The organism is Pseudomonas morbosilactucae, from assembly GCF_023241715.1.
Taxonomy (GTDB): Bacteria; Pseudomonadota; Gammaproteobacteria; order Pseudomonadales; family Pseudomonadaceae; genus Aquipseudomonas; species Aquipseudomonas morbosilactucae.
The window spans coordinates 54,560-68,132 of sequence record NZ_JALQCW010000007.1; the positions used below are offsets into that span (position 1 = coordinate 54,560).

Below are 13,573 nucleotides of genomic sequence, written 5' to 3' on the forward strand. Positions count from 1 at the left end.
CCAGGAGAACGCGCCATGAGCCAGACCCTACCGATCTACCAGAACTACATCGCCGGTACTTTTCGTGCCAGCGCCGAGCACCTGCCGGTGACGAACCCGGCCACCGGCGCACTGCTGTCCCACGTGCCCGCCTCGACCCAGGAAGACGTGGACCAGGCCATCGCCGCCGCCCGTGGTGCGCAAAAGGACTGGGCACGCAAACCGGCCAACGAGCGCGGCCAGTTCCTGCGGCAGATCGCGGCGAAAATCCGCGCCAACGTGCCGCAACTGGCGCGGGCCATCACCGCCGAGCAAGGCAAGATCTCGGCCCTGGCGGAAGTGGAAGTCAACTTCACCGCCGACTACCTGGACTACATGGCCGAGTGGGCGCGGCGCATCGAAGGCGAGATCATCACCAGCGACCGCCCCGGCGAGAACATCTTCCTGTTCCGCAAACCCCTGGGCGTGGTGGCCGGCATCCTGCCGTGGAACTTCCCGTTCTTCCTGATCGCGCGCAAGTTGGCGCCGGCGCTGATCACCGGCAACACCATCGTCATCAAGCCCAGCGAGGAAACCCCGAACAACTGCTTCGAATTCGCCAAACTGGTGGCTGAAACCGACTTGCCGGCCGGGGTCTTCAACGTGGTCAGCGGCGCCGGCAGCGTCGGCAGCCAACTGAGCAGCCACAAGGGCATCGACATGGTCAGCTTCACCGGCAGCGTGGCCACCGGGGCACGGATCATGGCCGCCGCTGCGCCGAACCTGACCAAGCTCAACCTGGAACTGGGGGGCAAGGCACCGGCCATTGTCCTGGCCGACGCCGACTTGGAACTGGCGGTCAAAGCCATCCGTGATTCGCGGATCATCAACACCGGCCAGGTGTGCAACTGCGCCGAGCGGGTCTATGTGCAGCGCAGCGTCGCCGAGGACTTTATCGAGCGCATGGGCCAAGCCATGAGCGCCACCCGCTACGGCGACCCGCTGGCCGACAGCAGCGTGGAAATGGGCCCGCTGATTAACCAGGCCGGCCTGGACAAGGTCGCGGAAAAAGTCCGCATCGCCCGCAGCCAGGGCGCCCGGGTGATCACCGGCGGCAACGTGGCCGACCGGCCTGCGGGCTTCCACTACCAGCCCACGGTGCTGGCCGGTTGCAGCGCCGACATGGCGATCATGCGCGAGGAAATCTTCGGCCCGGTATTGCCGATCCAGATCATCGACGACCTGGACGAAGCCATCGCCCTGGCCAACGACAGCGACTACGGCCTGACCTCGTCGATCTACACCCGCAGCCTGAGTCAGGCCATGCACGCGGTGCGTGAGCTGGACTTCGGCGAGACCTACGTCAACCGGGAAAACTTCGAGGCTATGCAGGGCTTCCATGCCGGGGTACGTAAATCCGGCATTGGTGGCGCCGATGGCAAGCACGGCCTCTACGAGTACACCCACACCCACGTGGTGTACCTGCAAGGCTGAACCGCGCCGGGCCTGACCCTGTTCAGGCCCGGTCACTCCCCCGACTTCCGCGACCGACGTGCATGCCACGTCGCGGATCACTGCGCCCGGTAAAAGCCGCGTGCGGGGCTGCACCCACAACAATAACAACAGGTAGATCTGCTCATGAACACACACTTTTCCGGGGTTGTACTGTGCCTGCTGGCCAGTGGTTTCTCCGCCGGCAGCTTCGCTTATGACGCCCTCGATCCTCAATCGCCCTGGCTGCTGGGAGACTGGAACGGCGAGCGGCAAAAGCTCGCTGAACAGGGCTTCGACTTCACCCTCAAGTACGTCGCCGAACTGGGCTCCAACCTGGCTGGCGGCTATGACAGCAGCACCACGGCGCGGCTCAGCGACCAGATCATCCTCGGCGTCGACATGGACCTGCAAAAGCTCCTGGGCTGGCAGGACGCGACGCTGCGCATCGGCATCGGCGAACGCCATGGCAAGGACATCACCAACGACCGCGTGCACCACCCCGACGCCACCGGCCTGACCTCGACCATGGAAGTCTACGGCGGCGGCAACGCCTGGCGCCTGTCGCAGCTGTGGTACGAGCAGAAGTTCTTCGAGCGCAAACTGGCGGTGAAGCTCGGCCGCTTCGGCCACGGCGAAGACTTCGACCAGTTCCCCTGCGAATTCCAGAACGTGACCCTGTGCGGCTCCCAGGAAGGCAACTGGAACGGCACCTGGAACAGCTTCCCCATCAGCCAGTGGGCCATCCGCGCGCGCTACCAGTTCACCCCCGAGTTTTATGTGCAGGCCGGCGCCTATGACAAGAACCCCGGCAACGCCGAGCTGAGCAACGGCTTCAAGCCGTTTATCGCCGGCTCCATCGGCACCAGCTTCCCGGTGGAAGCGGTGTGGAAAGGCCGGATCAATGACCTCTCTTCCGAGTACCACCTGGGCTATTACTACAGCGACGTGGACGGCCGCGACCCGCTCAAGGACGCCAACGGCAACGCCGCCGCCCTCAGTGGCCAGCCGTACAAGAAATACGCCGACAACAGCGGCTGGTGGCTCTCGGCCCAGCAGCAACTGACCACTGTCGACGGCAACAACAAACGCGGGCTGAACGTATTCACCAACCTGACGTTCAACGACCCGGACAGCAGCAGGGTGAAAAACCTGATCCAGGTCGGCCTGATCTATCGCGGGCCTTTTGCTTCGCGCCCGGACGACACCGTCGGCCTCGGCGCCTCGCGGCTCAAGGTCAACGACCGGGTCAGCCGCAACGCCGAGCTGATCAACGCCAGCAACGGTGTGAATGCCCTGGACGACGCTCTCTACGTGCCGGAGCAGAAGCGCGAGTACAGCTATGAAATCAACTACGGCTACCAGGCCACCCGGTGGCTGATGGTGCGGCCCAACCTGCAATACGTGAAATACCCCGGTGGCCTGACCCAGACCGACTCGGCCGTGGTCGGCGGCGTGCAATTCATCGCCGACTTCTAAGCCCCTGCGACACGCCCCGTCCGCCGCGCTCAACCGAGTGCTGTCGTGACGGGGCGCAACTTGCTACATTCGGCGCCCTCTGGACAGGAGGTCCCCATGCTGCGCCATCCGCTGTTCAACCAACCCTACCAACCCGAGTTGCGCTCCTGCATCGCCTGGTTCATTGGCTATGACATGCCCCCGGAACTGGATGCCGAACTGAGCCGCTACAACCCCAATGACCCCGAAGACCGCGAATACCTGATCCGCCAGTACGGCCTGAAACGCTTCTACAACCAGGAAAATTTTCGCCATCGGCAGCGGCTGGTGGAGGTCCTGGAAACGGCCCTGGCCGATCCGGACTACGACTTCGAGCAGATCTGGGAACCCGTCGAGGACGACTATGAATTCGATCAGTGGCCCAGCAGTTGGCCCGCCGTGCTCGACAACAGCCGAGACTTCTTCCAGCGCATGCTCAATGCCGCACGGGAGCTGTGGCACGAAGACCTGACCCGCGCGAGCCTGCCTTCGCTGGCAGAGTGCCGGGCCATCCCGACCCGCGATCGCGGTTCCAGCGACTGGCTGTTCAGCATCGACAACACCGAGGCCTGGCGCGCCGTCTTCGATATCACGGCCACCCCCTATGACCTGGACACCTTGGGCGCGCAGTTCCAACGCGAGCAATTGAGCTTGAACCTGTCCGGCGTCCTGCCGCGCCAGTCCGTGCCGGCCAGTTGGCCGGTGAGCCAGGCCCCGACCCACTGCAGCTTCGTGCTCAACGTCCAGGGCATCAGCGAACTGGCGGTCAGCGGCTGCCGTTTCGACGGGCGCATGCGCACCCAATTGACCCGTTTGAACCCGGGTTATCACCTGCGCCTGGAGATCGGCTTCGACTGCGTGATCGAATGCGTGGCGCTGTACGTGAGCATTGCCGACGTCAAAGGGACACGAGATGAAAAGCAACTTTGAAATAGCCCTGGAACGCCAGGAAACACCCCAGTTCTTTCGCGGCCAGGGCGAGTACCTGACCCGGGATGGCGATTGGGACGAACACCTGTTCTGCATCAACTGGCCGGGCATCTTCGCCTACCTGCGCGACCACGCCGACGGCGAGCAGCAACTGAGCACCAGCTTCGAAGGCTACGTGTACAGCATCAAGGAAAGCCTGGAGGACTGCTTCGGCCTGCGGGAGAACCTGTTCGGTTACTACACCACCCGCACCCGCTGGGCGCCCGAGAGCAGCGACCTGATGGCGCAACTGCCAGAGCCTTGCCGACGGCGGATCATCCAGCGCCTGAGCTGGTACCGCTGGCAGTTGGAAAACCACACCCGCCTGCTGTCGCAACGGGCACAACGCATGGCCGAACACGGCGCTGCCGCCGAGTTCATCGACCTGCCCGCTTCGCCCTACGCCTGAACGCGCCGGCCGCCGAGATCATTGATCCTCGGCGTCTTGATCGTCCTGCTGATCGGTATCCACCTGCGCTTCTTGATCGATATCCTCCTCGCCCTCTTCAAGTTCGAAGTCTTTGCGACTCTCCTTGATGGCCTGACGGATATCCGCGCCCTTGATCGGGCAGTTCAACATTGCAGCTATGCGGTCGATGCGTGGCGCCATGACCCGCCTCTCACTTTCTGGAAACTGGCTGGATAGTGCGCGCTTTCGGCGCTCACGACCAACTCTTGCGCATTATTCAGGCTTCAGGGCCTTCAGGCGCAGGTTCAGGTCCTCCTGTGGATAACGTTTGTGCAAGGCCGCCAACAGCGCATCGGCTTGGGCTGCCTGGCCGTCCTTACGCAGGCGCAACACCTCACGCAGTTGCTGATCCAGCGGCTTGGCCGGCGCCGCAGCACGTTTGGCCATCTTGGCTTGCGCGGGTTCTGGCGAGGGTTTGGCCAACGGCGGCGCTTCATCCATCAGCATCTCGGCCTGGGGCGAGGCGGCAAAGCGGCCCATCGGCGCCACGGGTGCAGGGGCCGCGGGCGCGCTCAAGGCACCGGCCAACTCAGCGGGGGCCGACTCGGCCCGCAAGCGCGCCAGCGGCGCAGCGGGGGCCGCAGCGGGTGCCGGTGCAGGTGCCAACATCGGCGTCGGGTACGGCTCGGGCGAGCGCTGGACCCATGTCAGGATCAGGGCCACGCCAAACAGGCTGGCGAACGCCATCTGCCAACGCGGCTTCTGGCAGGCGTTCAGCCAGCGCTGCCACAGGCTTGGCGCAGGGGCCGGGACTTCACGCCGGGCGCTGGCCAGAATCAACGCATCGAGGCTGGCCGGCGGTTCACCAACACGGTGTTGGCGCAGGTGCGTGAGCATCTGCTCTTCGGCAGACGGCGGGGTTTGTCGGGCGTCAGTCATGTCAGTACCTCGTCGGCCAGCAGCCGACGCAGTTTTTTCAGCGCGTAACGGAAACGGCTTTTCACCGTTTCCAGCGGTGTGGCGGTCAGGCTGGCGATCTCCGGCAACTCCAGCTCGCCATGGGCCCGCAACAGGAACACTTCCCGCTGGTCGGCGGGCAAGTCCTGCAGGGCGGCTTCAATGCGCTGCCGATCACGACTCAGGCTCAATTGCTGCTCGGGGCCGGGGTCGTTGTCGGCCTGGCCGTGGGCCTCTTCGTCGTAGCTGTCGTGCAGCGGATTGCGCACCCCATGCTTGCGCCAGTGGTCGATCAGCCGGTTGCGGGCGATCTGGTACAGCCAGGTGCGAAAGCTCGCCCGGCCCTGGGGCTGGCTGGCGCTGCGAATCAGGCTCAGCCAGGTGTCCTGATACACCTCGTCAACCAGCTCCGGGCTGTTGCACAGGCCTTGGAGAAACCGGTAAAGGCCCTGGCGATGGCGCTGGTAAAGCACCTCGAAGGCCACGGGATCACCGGCGCGGTAGCGCGCCAGCAGCGTTTCATCGCTGCGGGCGTCGACACTGGGTTGTGCAGCTGACATAAGCGCGCTGAACTCCTGTTCGCTGCAAGGCATGGGATTACTCAAGGCGGCCCTGGACGTTGGCCGCATTGGCCGGTGCCGGAGTTTGCAGGCTTTGCGCCAACTCGACCAGTTGCACAAATTCGCCGCGCAAGCCGAAGGGGTCGTCACCCTTGGCGCCACGGGCCAGGGCTGCGGTGTCCTTGAGGCTGAAGCTGGCGGTGTAGCGCCCGTCCTTGAGCTGCTGGGCGAACGCTGCCACGGCTGCCGCAAAGCGTAGATCATCGCTGGCCTGGGCCAGGCTGCGGTCTGTTGGCGTGGCGCTGACAGGGCGTTCGATCAGGCGGCTGCTGCCTCCTTCCGGGGCTTTGTAACGCACCCGCAGCATGGCCAGCTCGCCTGACTTGCCGCCCTGCTCGGGGGCCTTGGCCTGGCCGTAACGCAGCGGCTCCAGCCAGCCCTTCTGGCCTACCGGAACAATTTCATACAACGCGGTGACCGTATGCCCGGCACCGATTTCCCCAGCGTCGACCTTGTCATTGCTGAAGTCTTCACGCTTGAGCGCGCGGTTTTCGTAACCCAGCAAGCGGTACTCGCTGACCTGGGCCAGGTTGAACTCCACTTGCAGCTTCACGTCCTTGGCCACCACCGCCAGGGTGGAACTGAGCTGATCCACCAGCACCTTGCGCGCTTCGCGCAGGTTGTCGATGTAGGCGTAGTTGCCATCGCCGGCATCGGCCAGTTGCTCCATCAGGTGCTCGTTGTAGTTGCCCACGCCAAAGCCCAGGGTGGTCAGCGACACGCCGCTCTTACGCTGCTCGGTGGCCATTTGCTTGAGGCTGTCGAAGTCGCTGATGCCCACGTTGAAGTCGCCGTCGGTGGCCAGCAGGATGCGGTTGATCCCGTCCTTGATAAAGCCCTGGCGGGCCATCTGGTACGCCAGCTCGATGCCCGAAGCCCCCGCCGTGGAACCGCCGGCGGTGAGTTGCTCGATGGCTGCGCGAATCTTGGCTTTGTCGCGCCCGGAGGTAGGCTCCAGCACCACCCGAGACTCGCCGGCATACACCACCAGCGACACTCGGTCCTGGTCACGCAGTTGATCCACCAGCAGCTTGAGGGTGCTTTTCACCATGGGCAGGCCTTCGCGGCGGTCCATGGAGCCGGACACGTCCACCAGGAACACCAGGTTGGCCGGTGCCAACTCGGCCACGGCACGGTCCGAGGCCTTGATGCCGATACGCAGCAATTGGGTGTGCGGGTTCCACGGCGACGGCGCCAGCTCGGTGGTCACGCCAAAGGGCGAACCGTCCTTGGGCAGGGCGTAATCGTAGGGGAAGTAATTGACCATCTCCTCCAGGCGCACCGCGCCCTCGGGCGGCAGGCTGCCCTGGTTCAGCAGGCGGCGCACGTTGGCATAAGCTCCCGTGTCCACGTCGGCACTGAAGGTCGAGACCGGCGCCTCGGCAACGCTGTGGATCGGGTTATCCGGCAGGTTCTGATACTGCTCACGGGACGGCTCGGCGTAAGCGGTCGAGCGGGAGTCCGGTGCCCTCTTGGCCAGACGCATCGGTGTGGGCGCCGCCGGCATGCCCAAACTGCGCGTGACCTCCATGTCCGCCTGCGGCGCTGCCTGCTCGACCAATGGCTCGACCGGGGCCTGCAAGGCACCTTGGGGCTCGGGGCTGGCGACGGATGGCGGTGGCGAAGAGACGCCGCAACCGGCAATGGCCAACAACAACCCGGCGGCGAAACCCTGTGCGGCCGGGCGAAGGTAATGCAGAGGAAGGGACATGGGGGCTGACCTCGGGAAAGAAATGATCCATTCCTCCCATCAGACGAAGGGCTTCAGCGATTCGGGTTAAGCCCCCAGCATTTTTTTACTCAGCGCACGTAACGGCGCACCACGCTGCTGTTGCGCAGCACATGGCCGTTGATCTTCTCCAGCAATTGCACACGGGTCAGGCCGGCCGGCAGCGCGTCGGGGGCCAGGTCCAGGGCAAAAATCTGGATCACGTAGTGGTGCGCGCTGTCGCCCACCGGCGGGCATGGGCCGACGTAGGTGGTGATGTTCTTGCTGTTGGTGCCGCCCAGGCCTTCCAGGGTGGCCTTGGTGCCGGCGCCGGCAGCAATCTGCCGGGTACCGGCTTGATGCCGTAATGCACCCAGTGGTCCACGCCCTGGCCCTTGGCGCCGTCCGGGTCGTGCATGACGATGGCGTAGCTGCGAGTGCCCTCGGGGCCTGCGGTCCAGTTCAGGGCCGGGGAGTTGTTGTGCCCGCCGCAGCCCTTGGCGTCGCTGGCATTGCCAGTGGTGAACAGGCGGTCATCCGAAACCCCTGGAATGTTCAAGGTGAAACGCTCCTGGGCCTGGGCCGGCAGGTGCAGGCACAGCAACAGGGCGCTGGCGACCAGCCAAGGAGTGCGAGAGGCAAAGCGAGACATACGGAAGCACCTTTTTGCGGATGGGGTCAGGGGGCCAGAAGACTATAGGCGAGCCTCGGCACGGCACACCGGGAGAGATTGAGCTTGAGGATGGGGGTGCTTGTAAATGGCCCGAGGTGGATTTAATCAAACCCGCGCGGCAGCGAGCGGCCTCGGGCCAGGCCGAGGCCAGCGCCTCCTCAGTGGGCGGGGCCCATGATTTCTCGAACGTCGTCGTCCAGGTCCTCAAGGCTGAGCTCCGGGTTCAACAGGGCCAGTTGCTCAGCGCTGATGGTCAGGCTGTGCAGCACCGCCTCGATCACGTCCTTGGGCAAGTCCACTTCGTAATCGTCAGCCGCCAACTGTTGATACAGCGCTGCCGTGTCGACGAAAAAACCCAGCCAGGCATAAGCGCCCAGGTTCGCCGGCGCCGCCGACCACGACGGCTCATCGACACCCCGCCAGAAAAAAGAACCGGGCGCGGTCATTGGAGAACGCTGGCTCGTTCTTGAAACTGGCGAAACGCTCCGGCACTTGCTGCAAGAGTTCGCCGGTATCAGTCACGGCTCCGGGTTCAACCACCTTGCCCGCCACGCCTTCAGCGGTGAAGTGCAAGAAGTACTCGCTGCCCGAACTGTCACGCATCGACGCCATCAGTTCCTGCCCAGCGCCATCCCAATCGCCGTTGCAGGAAAAGTACCGGTATTGCCACTCGGGCATGACGGCGGCTTCCAGCAGTGCCAGCCCCTGGGCCAGCCTTTTCAGCTCGTTGATTGGGGGTAATTGGTTTATCGCGTTGAGAGCCTGGGCCATAAGCCGCACCTGTTCCTTGTGCCTGTTAGCGAAGCCGCTGTTTAACCGCCGGGTTTTATGCCCCGCCGCGGCCAATGTTCGAAAAGTCGAACGTTGGATGTCGGCCGTCACTGTAACGCCACTTTTTCCCCGACATAAACGCATCCTCGCCAAAGTGGCTGCGGATCGCCAAACGCACCTCGTCCGGCACCGGGTCAGTGACCTGCTCGGTGGCCTGCAGCCAATACAGATCATCGGCCAACTGCTCGATCCGCAGGAAAGGCGCACGCTCGATAAGCTCCCTGCCGAACAGCTCGATGTAGGGTTTGCCGTAGAGGGAGACATTGGGGATTTCAGGCAATCGCAGGCTGAGATTGAAAGGCGTGTCCCACCCGGGAAAGGCCATGCTTCGGATGTCGCCGTACACCCCCTCGGTGGAGGCCGCCAAGCGCTTCACCAGGGCCAGGAAGTCGTCGAGCACCGCGGGTTTCTTGAGAAACGCCTTGTGCATCAGGAACCCGCCGACAAAGGGCAATGACGGCGGCGTCGACTTGTTCCACTGCACCTGATACTCACCACTGCCCCCCGCCGACAGGACCAGGCTGCCAGCCTCAGCCGTATGGCCGGGCTGGGCCAGGAACTTGACGGGTTCATCCACGTCGACGAAGGGCTGGTTTCCCTCGAAGGGCCCAAACTGGGTGGGCCGTATGGAACTCGGGGCAGCCTGAAGCGTGTGCACGATTTCCCGCGCCACCACGGGGTCGGAAAAGTCGCGCAATGAACTCAATGAAAAGGTAATGCCTGGAAGTAAATGGCTCACGAAACACCTCACCAGGTGGACGTTATAAAAAACTAAATTATTAAACAGCCTATTAAACATACCGCCACAGGAACCGTGGCTTTTAATTTATTTTTTAAAAAGTTATATACACCCCTTTTTTTTCGTCTATCGCCTGCTCAAGCATTTCTTTAAACTCTCTAACAGCCTCAAGCGCATCATCTGGAACTTTTCCTTCGACCTCCAAAACCTTACTTAAGCTTTCGCTCACTTCATTTTGAGTCTGGAAGTAAGAACCCATTTTCCCAGGATCAAAAAAATTTTCATCCGAACCTAACGGCACGCCTAAAAAAGGCGAAAACCTTAATTGACTTTCATCAGAAAACAGCTCTTGAGAAATACTCCACCACAAGCCAAGCCCTCGGTCATCAGTGGGCGAATAATATTTCGTAAGTGCGAAATCCCCATACTGATGAACATCCTTGCTTTCAAGCATATCCTCCCAGCCATTTTCTAACGCGAAACCCTCATATGGATCAACTAAATACTGCTTATTAGAAATAATGAAATCCCGCACCTGATCGATATCTCCCGAACGCAAACTGCCCTCCAACAACGGCTTAAGTTCACGATTGAAACCATCAATATCAAAAACAAATGCTTTATGCTCATAGCTCATAATTTAAATCCCGTGATTTTATGGCAAAAATTCACTTGGCAAGTGCAAATCTGTTCTCACAGGTACGCCGGTTTTAGGGTCATATCGCTGTATGCCTATGGTTTGTAGCAAAACGCCCTCTCTTTGCCTGAATGCCTCAATAAACCTAATGATCTCTTGTCTATCCTTCGCGATCGGACAGCCTAACAGCTTATCATCCACAATAAGCCTACGATCAAAGTTAGCTGCATCAAGAATGGCTTTTTGGAGATTTGCTCCGGGCGGTGCTTCCCCTGTTTTCAAATCGACTCGCTTTGGAACAAAAATTGGATTCCCCGACTTATCGACAGTAGGTTGTTCAACGATACTGAACAATCCGGACTCTCTGCGAATATCCGCTTGTTCTTTATAGACCTATTTACCAAGAAAAGTCGTTGCTGCTTCACCGGTAACGGCTGCCTTGCTAACCCCGTTCGCTCTCAGCTCTTTTGCACCAAAAAACCACTCTTATTTTTCTAATTTCTCCATCACATATTGATCAAGATATTCTTTTAGAGGCTTGGCAGTCCCTAGAACATGAAGCTCTCCTGTTTCCTTATCAATTAGGAACGGTCCGTTTCCAGCCAGTTGAGCCGAAAAACTCACTGTCTCTAAATACTCTTTAGACTGATAGCAAAAGAACCAGCCCTCAGAAAACTCTCCCTCATGTGTTAACTGCAGAGGACCATCTGAGTCTTTTAAATACGCCTTAGCTCGTTCCAGAGCACTCTCATAGGTAATCATTAATTAGTTATCAGTAACTGTAGCGCCTTAAAGTTACTCATATTAGCCGGCTTTCCAGCTTGCCCATCTAGATATCGGATAACCCCATTCTGATTAACTACGTTGAATACATGGCCTGGCTGACCTGGACCATAGGAACCGAACACAATACCGCGCGCCGTCCCCGCCACCGTCCATGTGTTGGGTGATCGGGTGAAGACACACCGCTAAACTTAGCGCCATATTGCTTCTCTAGCACTGTCAACGGAACACCTTTGGTGGAATTTATCGGCAATACAGATGCTGAGTTACCTGCCAGTGTTGCATCAGTAGCAATCGAATAATTAACACAGTTATGGGTTCGTCCAGCATCTGGATAACCTGGATTGACGTTCCTTATTGAACCTGCAGTCTCATCCGCAACGCCTGTCGCTTTTGGACCAAGTGTTCAACTGCCGTTCTGATCCAACACCTTTATCTCGCGCCAGTAAATACTTTCTGGTAATGCCTGATTCTGATTAAACAGTGAAAAAATCTCAATCACATCATCAATATTAAACCACTCATCTTTTTTTAATGGAACACGGCCTGCGCTAAACGACAGCAGGGTTCCATCTTCAAAGTTCGTGCTGGAGTTTGAATGATAACCTCTAAACAGCTTTTTACTTTTTGCGTCATATCTTTCAATAAAACAAGTAAATCTGCCTCCAGCCACTTGCACGTAGTTACCCTCATCGTCAGTAATGCATGCGAATGAGCTAGGGCCGTAGCTTTTTAATTTTTTTAGCACCTTTATAATCTGCGCCTGATTAACACCAACTTTTACAGGACTATTTTCGGCTTCGAGCTTCATATTTACCACCATCACGACACATAGACTATTGTAGTGTTTTCGATAACTTTGCCATTTAGCCGTCCTTTTTCTTGCGCCCCAAACTTATTAACAAAGTAGTCGACAAACTCTTGATAGCTGGTCTTGCTAGCGGTTCCGCTTTTGACCTCAAGACCGTGCAATTTACCGTTCGCATCACGTACTACTATGTCATACCTACAATCACCGAGAGGTCATTTAACAACCATCTCAGTGCCTACAACTTCCATCCAGTTTGATTCTAAATGTTTAGCAAACTCATCTGCCTTGACTGTTCCCGGAGGAGATACACCAGTCGTACTTGCAAATTTTCCGTCAGGGGTTCGATAGCTTCCATCTGAATGCAGTTTTATTTCGGGAGTTAGATTATTCTCTAGGCTAACTTTCGTCCCGCCCGTCGTAGCTGTACCTGCTACCTCCTTTGCATCACCAGTCGCTTTTGGACCAACAGTATCAACCGACGCGAATTTCGCTGCCTACACGCGCAACGCCAGACGTGGCGCGGCCTGCGCGCCGGTCAGCCCAGCTGATTCGCGCTCACTGAATAAAACCACCCCGACGCGGGTTTTGAGCCTGTCACAGCACACCCGGACGACCCAAATCAGCCGACGACAAAAAGGCCCTGGCGGTTCGGTGGCGAGGCCATCGGACCGCCAGGGGCCAACAAGCGCAGCGCGTTAGGCTTCGGGGTTCAAAGGGGTTTCCCCTTTGGTACGGTCGATTGGTTACGAATGGCGCAGCTCATTTGTAAACAGTCGGTAACGTGCCTCACCAAAAACGTGCTGGCTCTACGTCAGAGGGAAATTGCTCTGAGTCGCTCTAAATTGATCTGATTTGCTCTACGCTTCTCTAATTTTCACTAACCCAACGGGGTATCGGGGCACAGCCCTGATCAGGTTTTTGGGGAGACCGACTGCGTGCAGGCGGTGGCCACAAAACATTTCCTGTCCGGCAGCAGCAATTGGAAGCCATTGATCAACTACCCAAGAGCCAACAGAAATTTATTGCGCAGATGCTCGATGCCCTGATCGCTCAAGCCACGACCAAAGCGAGCAACGAAGGACGGGAGGTTTTGCAGTAAGCAGATAGAACAACACCGGCGCGAGGCCGGTGCAATTCCAATCACTTTTACAGAAAACATCAGTGAGAGTTCTGCAATCGGGGCCAAGCAAAATATCTAAACATCAAGTTATGGATATATGCCGAGCCGCTCAAGCTCAGAGAAAAAATACTCCATACCTTCCCGCATGCTATCTGTATCTTTCCTTATTACAACATCATTACTTGTCGACATATTTAAAATAAAAGTATAAATATTACGTTCTCTTTCGCCATCCACCTTAAAGATGAAAAAACCCTTATTTTTCATCGCCACCAACTCTAGCACTTGAATAAATTCCTCTAGCCCGACGCTATTCATATTTGGCGACCGAAACGGGCTGCATATTTTTCAGAAAGCTCATAGAAAGACA

General features: G+C 58.8%; 17 protein-coding genes and 1 pseudogene. 4 read left to right on the plus strand and 14 right to left on the minus strand.

What is annotated here, in order from left to right; genetic code table 11:
• The first annotated feature begins 15 nt into the window (after window positions 1-15).
• The 4 genes from aldA to M1B34_RS04285 all read left to right on the plus strand — a co-directional run bounded on the left by aldA (window position 16) and on the right by M1B34_RS04285 (window position 4,324).
• Entirely contained in the window at window positions 16-1,452 is a 1,437-nt protein-coding gene (gene aldA, locus M1B34_RS04270) for an aldehyde dehydrogenase (RefSeq protein WP_268264511.1), read from the plus strand.
• A gap of 144 nt (window positions 1,453-1,596) precedes the next feature.
• A complete protein-coding gene (locus M1B34_RS04275) occupies window positions 1,597-2,928 on the plus strand; it encodes a carbohydrate porin (protein ID WP_268264512.1) in 1,332 nt (443 codons plus the stop codon).
• 96 nt (window positions 2,929-3,024) lie between these two features.
• Window positions 3,025-3,876, plus strand: a complete 852-nt coding sequence (locus tag M1B34_RS04280) for a hypothetical protein (RefSeq protein WP_268264513.1) — start codon at window positions 3,025-3,027, stop codon at window positions 3,874-3,876.
• Window positions 3,860-4,324 (plus strand): hypothetical protein, encoded by a 465-nt coding sequence (locus tag M1B34_RS04285; RefSeq protein ID WP_268264514.1) that lies wholly within the window; start codon window positions 3,860-3,862, stop codon window positions 4,322-4,324. Before M1B34_RS04280 ends, M1B34_RS04285 begins: the two co-directional genes overlap by 17 nt.
• Window positions 4,325-4,342: 18 nt before the next feature.
• Here the strand turns inward: M1B34_RS04285 and M1B34_RS04290 are convergent, their stop codons facing one another.
• From M1B34_RS04290 to M1B34_RS04350, 14 genes and pseudogenes are all read right to left on the minus strand, one after another.
• Window positions 4,343-4,525 carry a hypothetical protein gene (locus M1B34_RS04290; protein ID WP_268264515.1) on the minus strand — a complete coding sequence of 61 codons (183 nt, stop codon included), beginning with the start codon at window positions 4,523-4,525 and terminating at the stop codon, window positions 4,343-4,345.
• A gap of 72 nt (window positions 4,526-4,597) precedes the next feature.
• Window positions 4,598-5,263 carry a hypothetical protein gene (locus M1B34_RS04295; RefSeq protein ID WP_268264516.1) on the minus strand — a complete coding sequence of 222 codons (666 nt, stop codon included), beginning with the start codon at window positions 5,261-5,263 and terminating at the stop codon, window positions 4,598-4,600.
• Window positions 5,260-5,841, minus strand: coding sequence for an RNA polymerase sigma factor (locus M1B34_RS04300; protein WP_268264517.1), 582 nt, complete (start codon window positions 5,839-5,841; stop codon window positions 5,260-5,262). Before M1B34_RS04300 ends, M1B34_RS04295 begins: the two co-directional genes overlap by 4 nt.
• A gap of 37 nt (window positions 5,842-5,878) precedes the next feature.
• Window positions 5,879-7,612 carry a vWA domain-containing protein gene (locus M1B34_RS04305; RefSeq protein ID WP_268264518.1) on the minus strand — a complete coding sequence of 578 codons (1,734 nt, stop codon included), beginning with the start codon at window positions 7,610-7,612 and terminating at the stop codon, window positions 5,879-5,881.
• Window positions 7,613-7,701: 89 nt separating this feature from the next.
• A pseudogene (locus tag M1B34_RS04310) lies at window positions 7,702-8,261 on the minus strand (YbhB/YbcL family Raf kinase inhibitor-like protein).
• A 179-nt stretch (window positions 8,262-8,440) separates the two neighbouring features.
• The gene (locus tag M1B34_RS04315) at window positions 8,441-8,728 is read right to left on the minus strand and encodes a hypothetical protein (protein WP_268264519.1); all 288 of its coding nucleotides are present in this window, start codon (window positions 8,726-8,728) and stop codon (window positions 8,441-8,443) included.
• Complete coding sequence (locus M1B34_RS04320; RefSeq protein ID WP_268264520.1) at window positions 8,688-9,164, minus strand: hypothetical protein; 477 nt, start codon at window positions 9,162-9,164, stop codon at window positions 8,688-8,690. Before M1B34_RS04320 ends, M1B34_RS04315 begins: the two co-directional genes overlap by 41 nt.
• Window positions 9,109-9,810, minus strand: a complete 702-nt coding sequence (locus M1B34_RS04325; protein ID WP_268264521.1) for a hypothetical protein — start codon at window positions 9,808-9,810, stop codon at window positions 9,109-9,111. The genes M1B34_RS04320 and M1B34_RS04325 overlap by 56 nt, the downstream gene beginning before the upstream one ends.
• Window positions 9,811-9,946: 136 nt before the next feature.
• Window positions 9,947-10,489 (minus strand): hypothetical protein, encoded by a 543-nt coding sequence (locus tag M1B34_RS04330; protein ID WP_268264522.1) that lies wholly within the window; start codon window positions 10,487-10,489, stop codon window positions 9,947-9,949.
• An 18-nt stretch (window positions 10,490-10,507) separates the two neighbouring features.
• Window positions 10,508-10,843, minus strand: a complete 336-nt coding sequence (locus M1B34_RS04335; RefSeq protein ID WP_268264523.1) for a hypothetical protein — start codon at window positions 10,841-10,843, stop codon at window positions 10,508-10,510.
• Between the two features lie 132 nt (window positions 10,844-10,975).
• Window positions 10,976-11,251 (minus strand): YrhB domain-containing protein, encoded by a 276-nt coding sequence (locus M1B34_RS04340; protein ID WP_268264524.1) that lies wholly within the window; start codon window positions 11,249-11,251, stop codon window positions 10,976-10,978.
• On the minus strand, window positions 11,251-11,421 hold the full coding sequence (locus M1B34_RS33965; protein WP_425273490.1) for a toxin glutamine deamidase domain-containing protein: 171 nt from the start codon (window positions 11,419-11,421) through the stop codon (window positions 11,251-11,253). The genes M1B34_RS04340 and M1B34_RS33965 overlap by 1 nt, the downstream gene beginning before the upstream one ends.
• 257 nt (window positions 11,422-11,678) lie before the next feature.
• Window positions 11,679-12,083: a hypothetical protein gene (locus M1B34_RS04345; RefSeq protein WP_268264525.1), complete on the minus strand. Its 405-nt coding sequence runs from the start codon at window positions 12,081-12,083 to the stop codon at window positions 11,679-11,681.
• A 1,207-nt stretch (window positions 12,084-13,290) separates the two neighbouring features.
• Complete coding sequence (locus tag M1B34_RS04350; protein ID WP_268264526.1) at window positions 13,291-13,521, minus strand: hypothetical protein; 231 nt, start codon at window positions 13,519-13,521, stop codon at window positions 13,291-13,293.
• Between the last annotated feature and the right edge of the window lie 52 nt (window positions 13,522-13,573).

Bases quoted from the DNA above. Each gene is read 5' to 3' on its own strand.
- aldA (WP_268264511.1), top strand. From the start codon at position 16: ATGAGCCAGACCCTACCGATCTACCAGAACTACATCGCCGGTACTTTT.
- M1B34_RS04275 (WP_268264512.1), top strand. From the start codon at position 1,597: ATGAACACACACTTTTCCGGGGTTGTACTGTGCCTGCTGGCCAGTGGT.
- M1B34_RS04280 (WP_268264513.1), top strand. From the start codon at position 3,025: ATGCTGCGCCATCCGCTGTTCAACCAACCCTACCAACCCGAGTTGCGC.
- M1B34_RS04285 (WP_268264514.1), top strand. From the start codon at position 3,860: ATGAAAAGCAACTTTGAAATAGCCCTGGAACGCCAGGAAACACCCCAG.
- M1B34_RS04290 (WP_268264515.1), bottom strand. From the start codon at position 4,525: ATGGCGCCACGCATCGACCGCATAGCTGCAATGTTGAACTGCCCGATC.
- M1B34_RS04295 (WP_268264516.1), bottom strand. From the start codon at position 5,263: ATGACTGACGCCCGACAAACCCCGCCGTCTGCCGAAGAGCAGATGCTC.
- M1B34_RS04300 (WP_268264517.1), bottom strand. From the start codon at position 5,841: ATGTCAGCTGCACAACCCAGTGTCGACGCCCGCAGCGATGAAACGCTG.
- M1B34_RS04305 (WP_268264518.1), bottom strand. From the start codon at position 7,612: ATGTCCCTTCCTCTGCATTACCTTCGCCCGGCCGCACAGGGTTTCGCC.
- M1B34_RS04315 (WP_268264519.1), bottom strand. From the start codon at position 8,728: ATGACCGCGCCCGGTTCTTTTTTCTGGCGGGGTGTCGATGAGCCGTCG.
- M1B34_RS04330 (WP_268264522.1), bottom strand. From the start codon at position 10,489: ATGAGCTATGAGCATAAAGCATTTGTTTTTGATATTGATGGTTTCAAT.
- M1B34_RS04340 (WP_268264524.1), bottom strand. From the start codon at position 11,251: ATGATTACCTATGAGAGTGCTCTGGAACGAGCTAAGGCGTATTTAAAA.
- M1B34_RS04345 (WP_268264525.1), bottom strand. From the start codon at position 12,083: ATGAAGCTCGAAGCCGAAAATAGTCCTGTAAAAGTTGGTGTTAATCAG.
- M1B34_RS04350 (WP_268264526.1), bottom strand. From the start codon at position 13,521: ATGAATAGCGTCGGGCTAGAGGAATTTATTCAAGTGCTAGAGTTGGTG.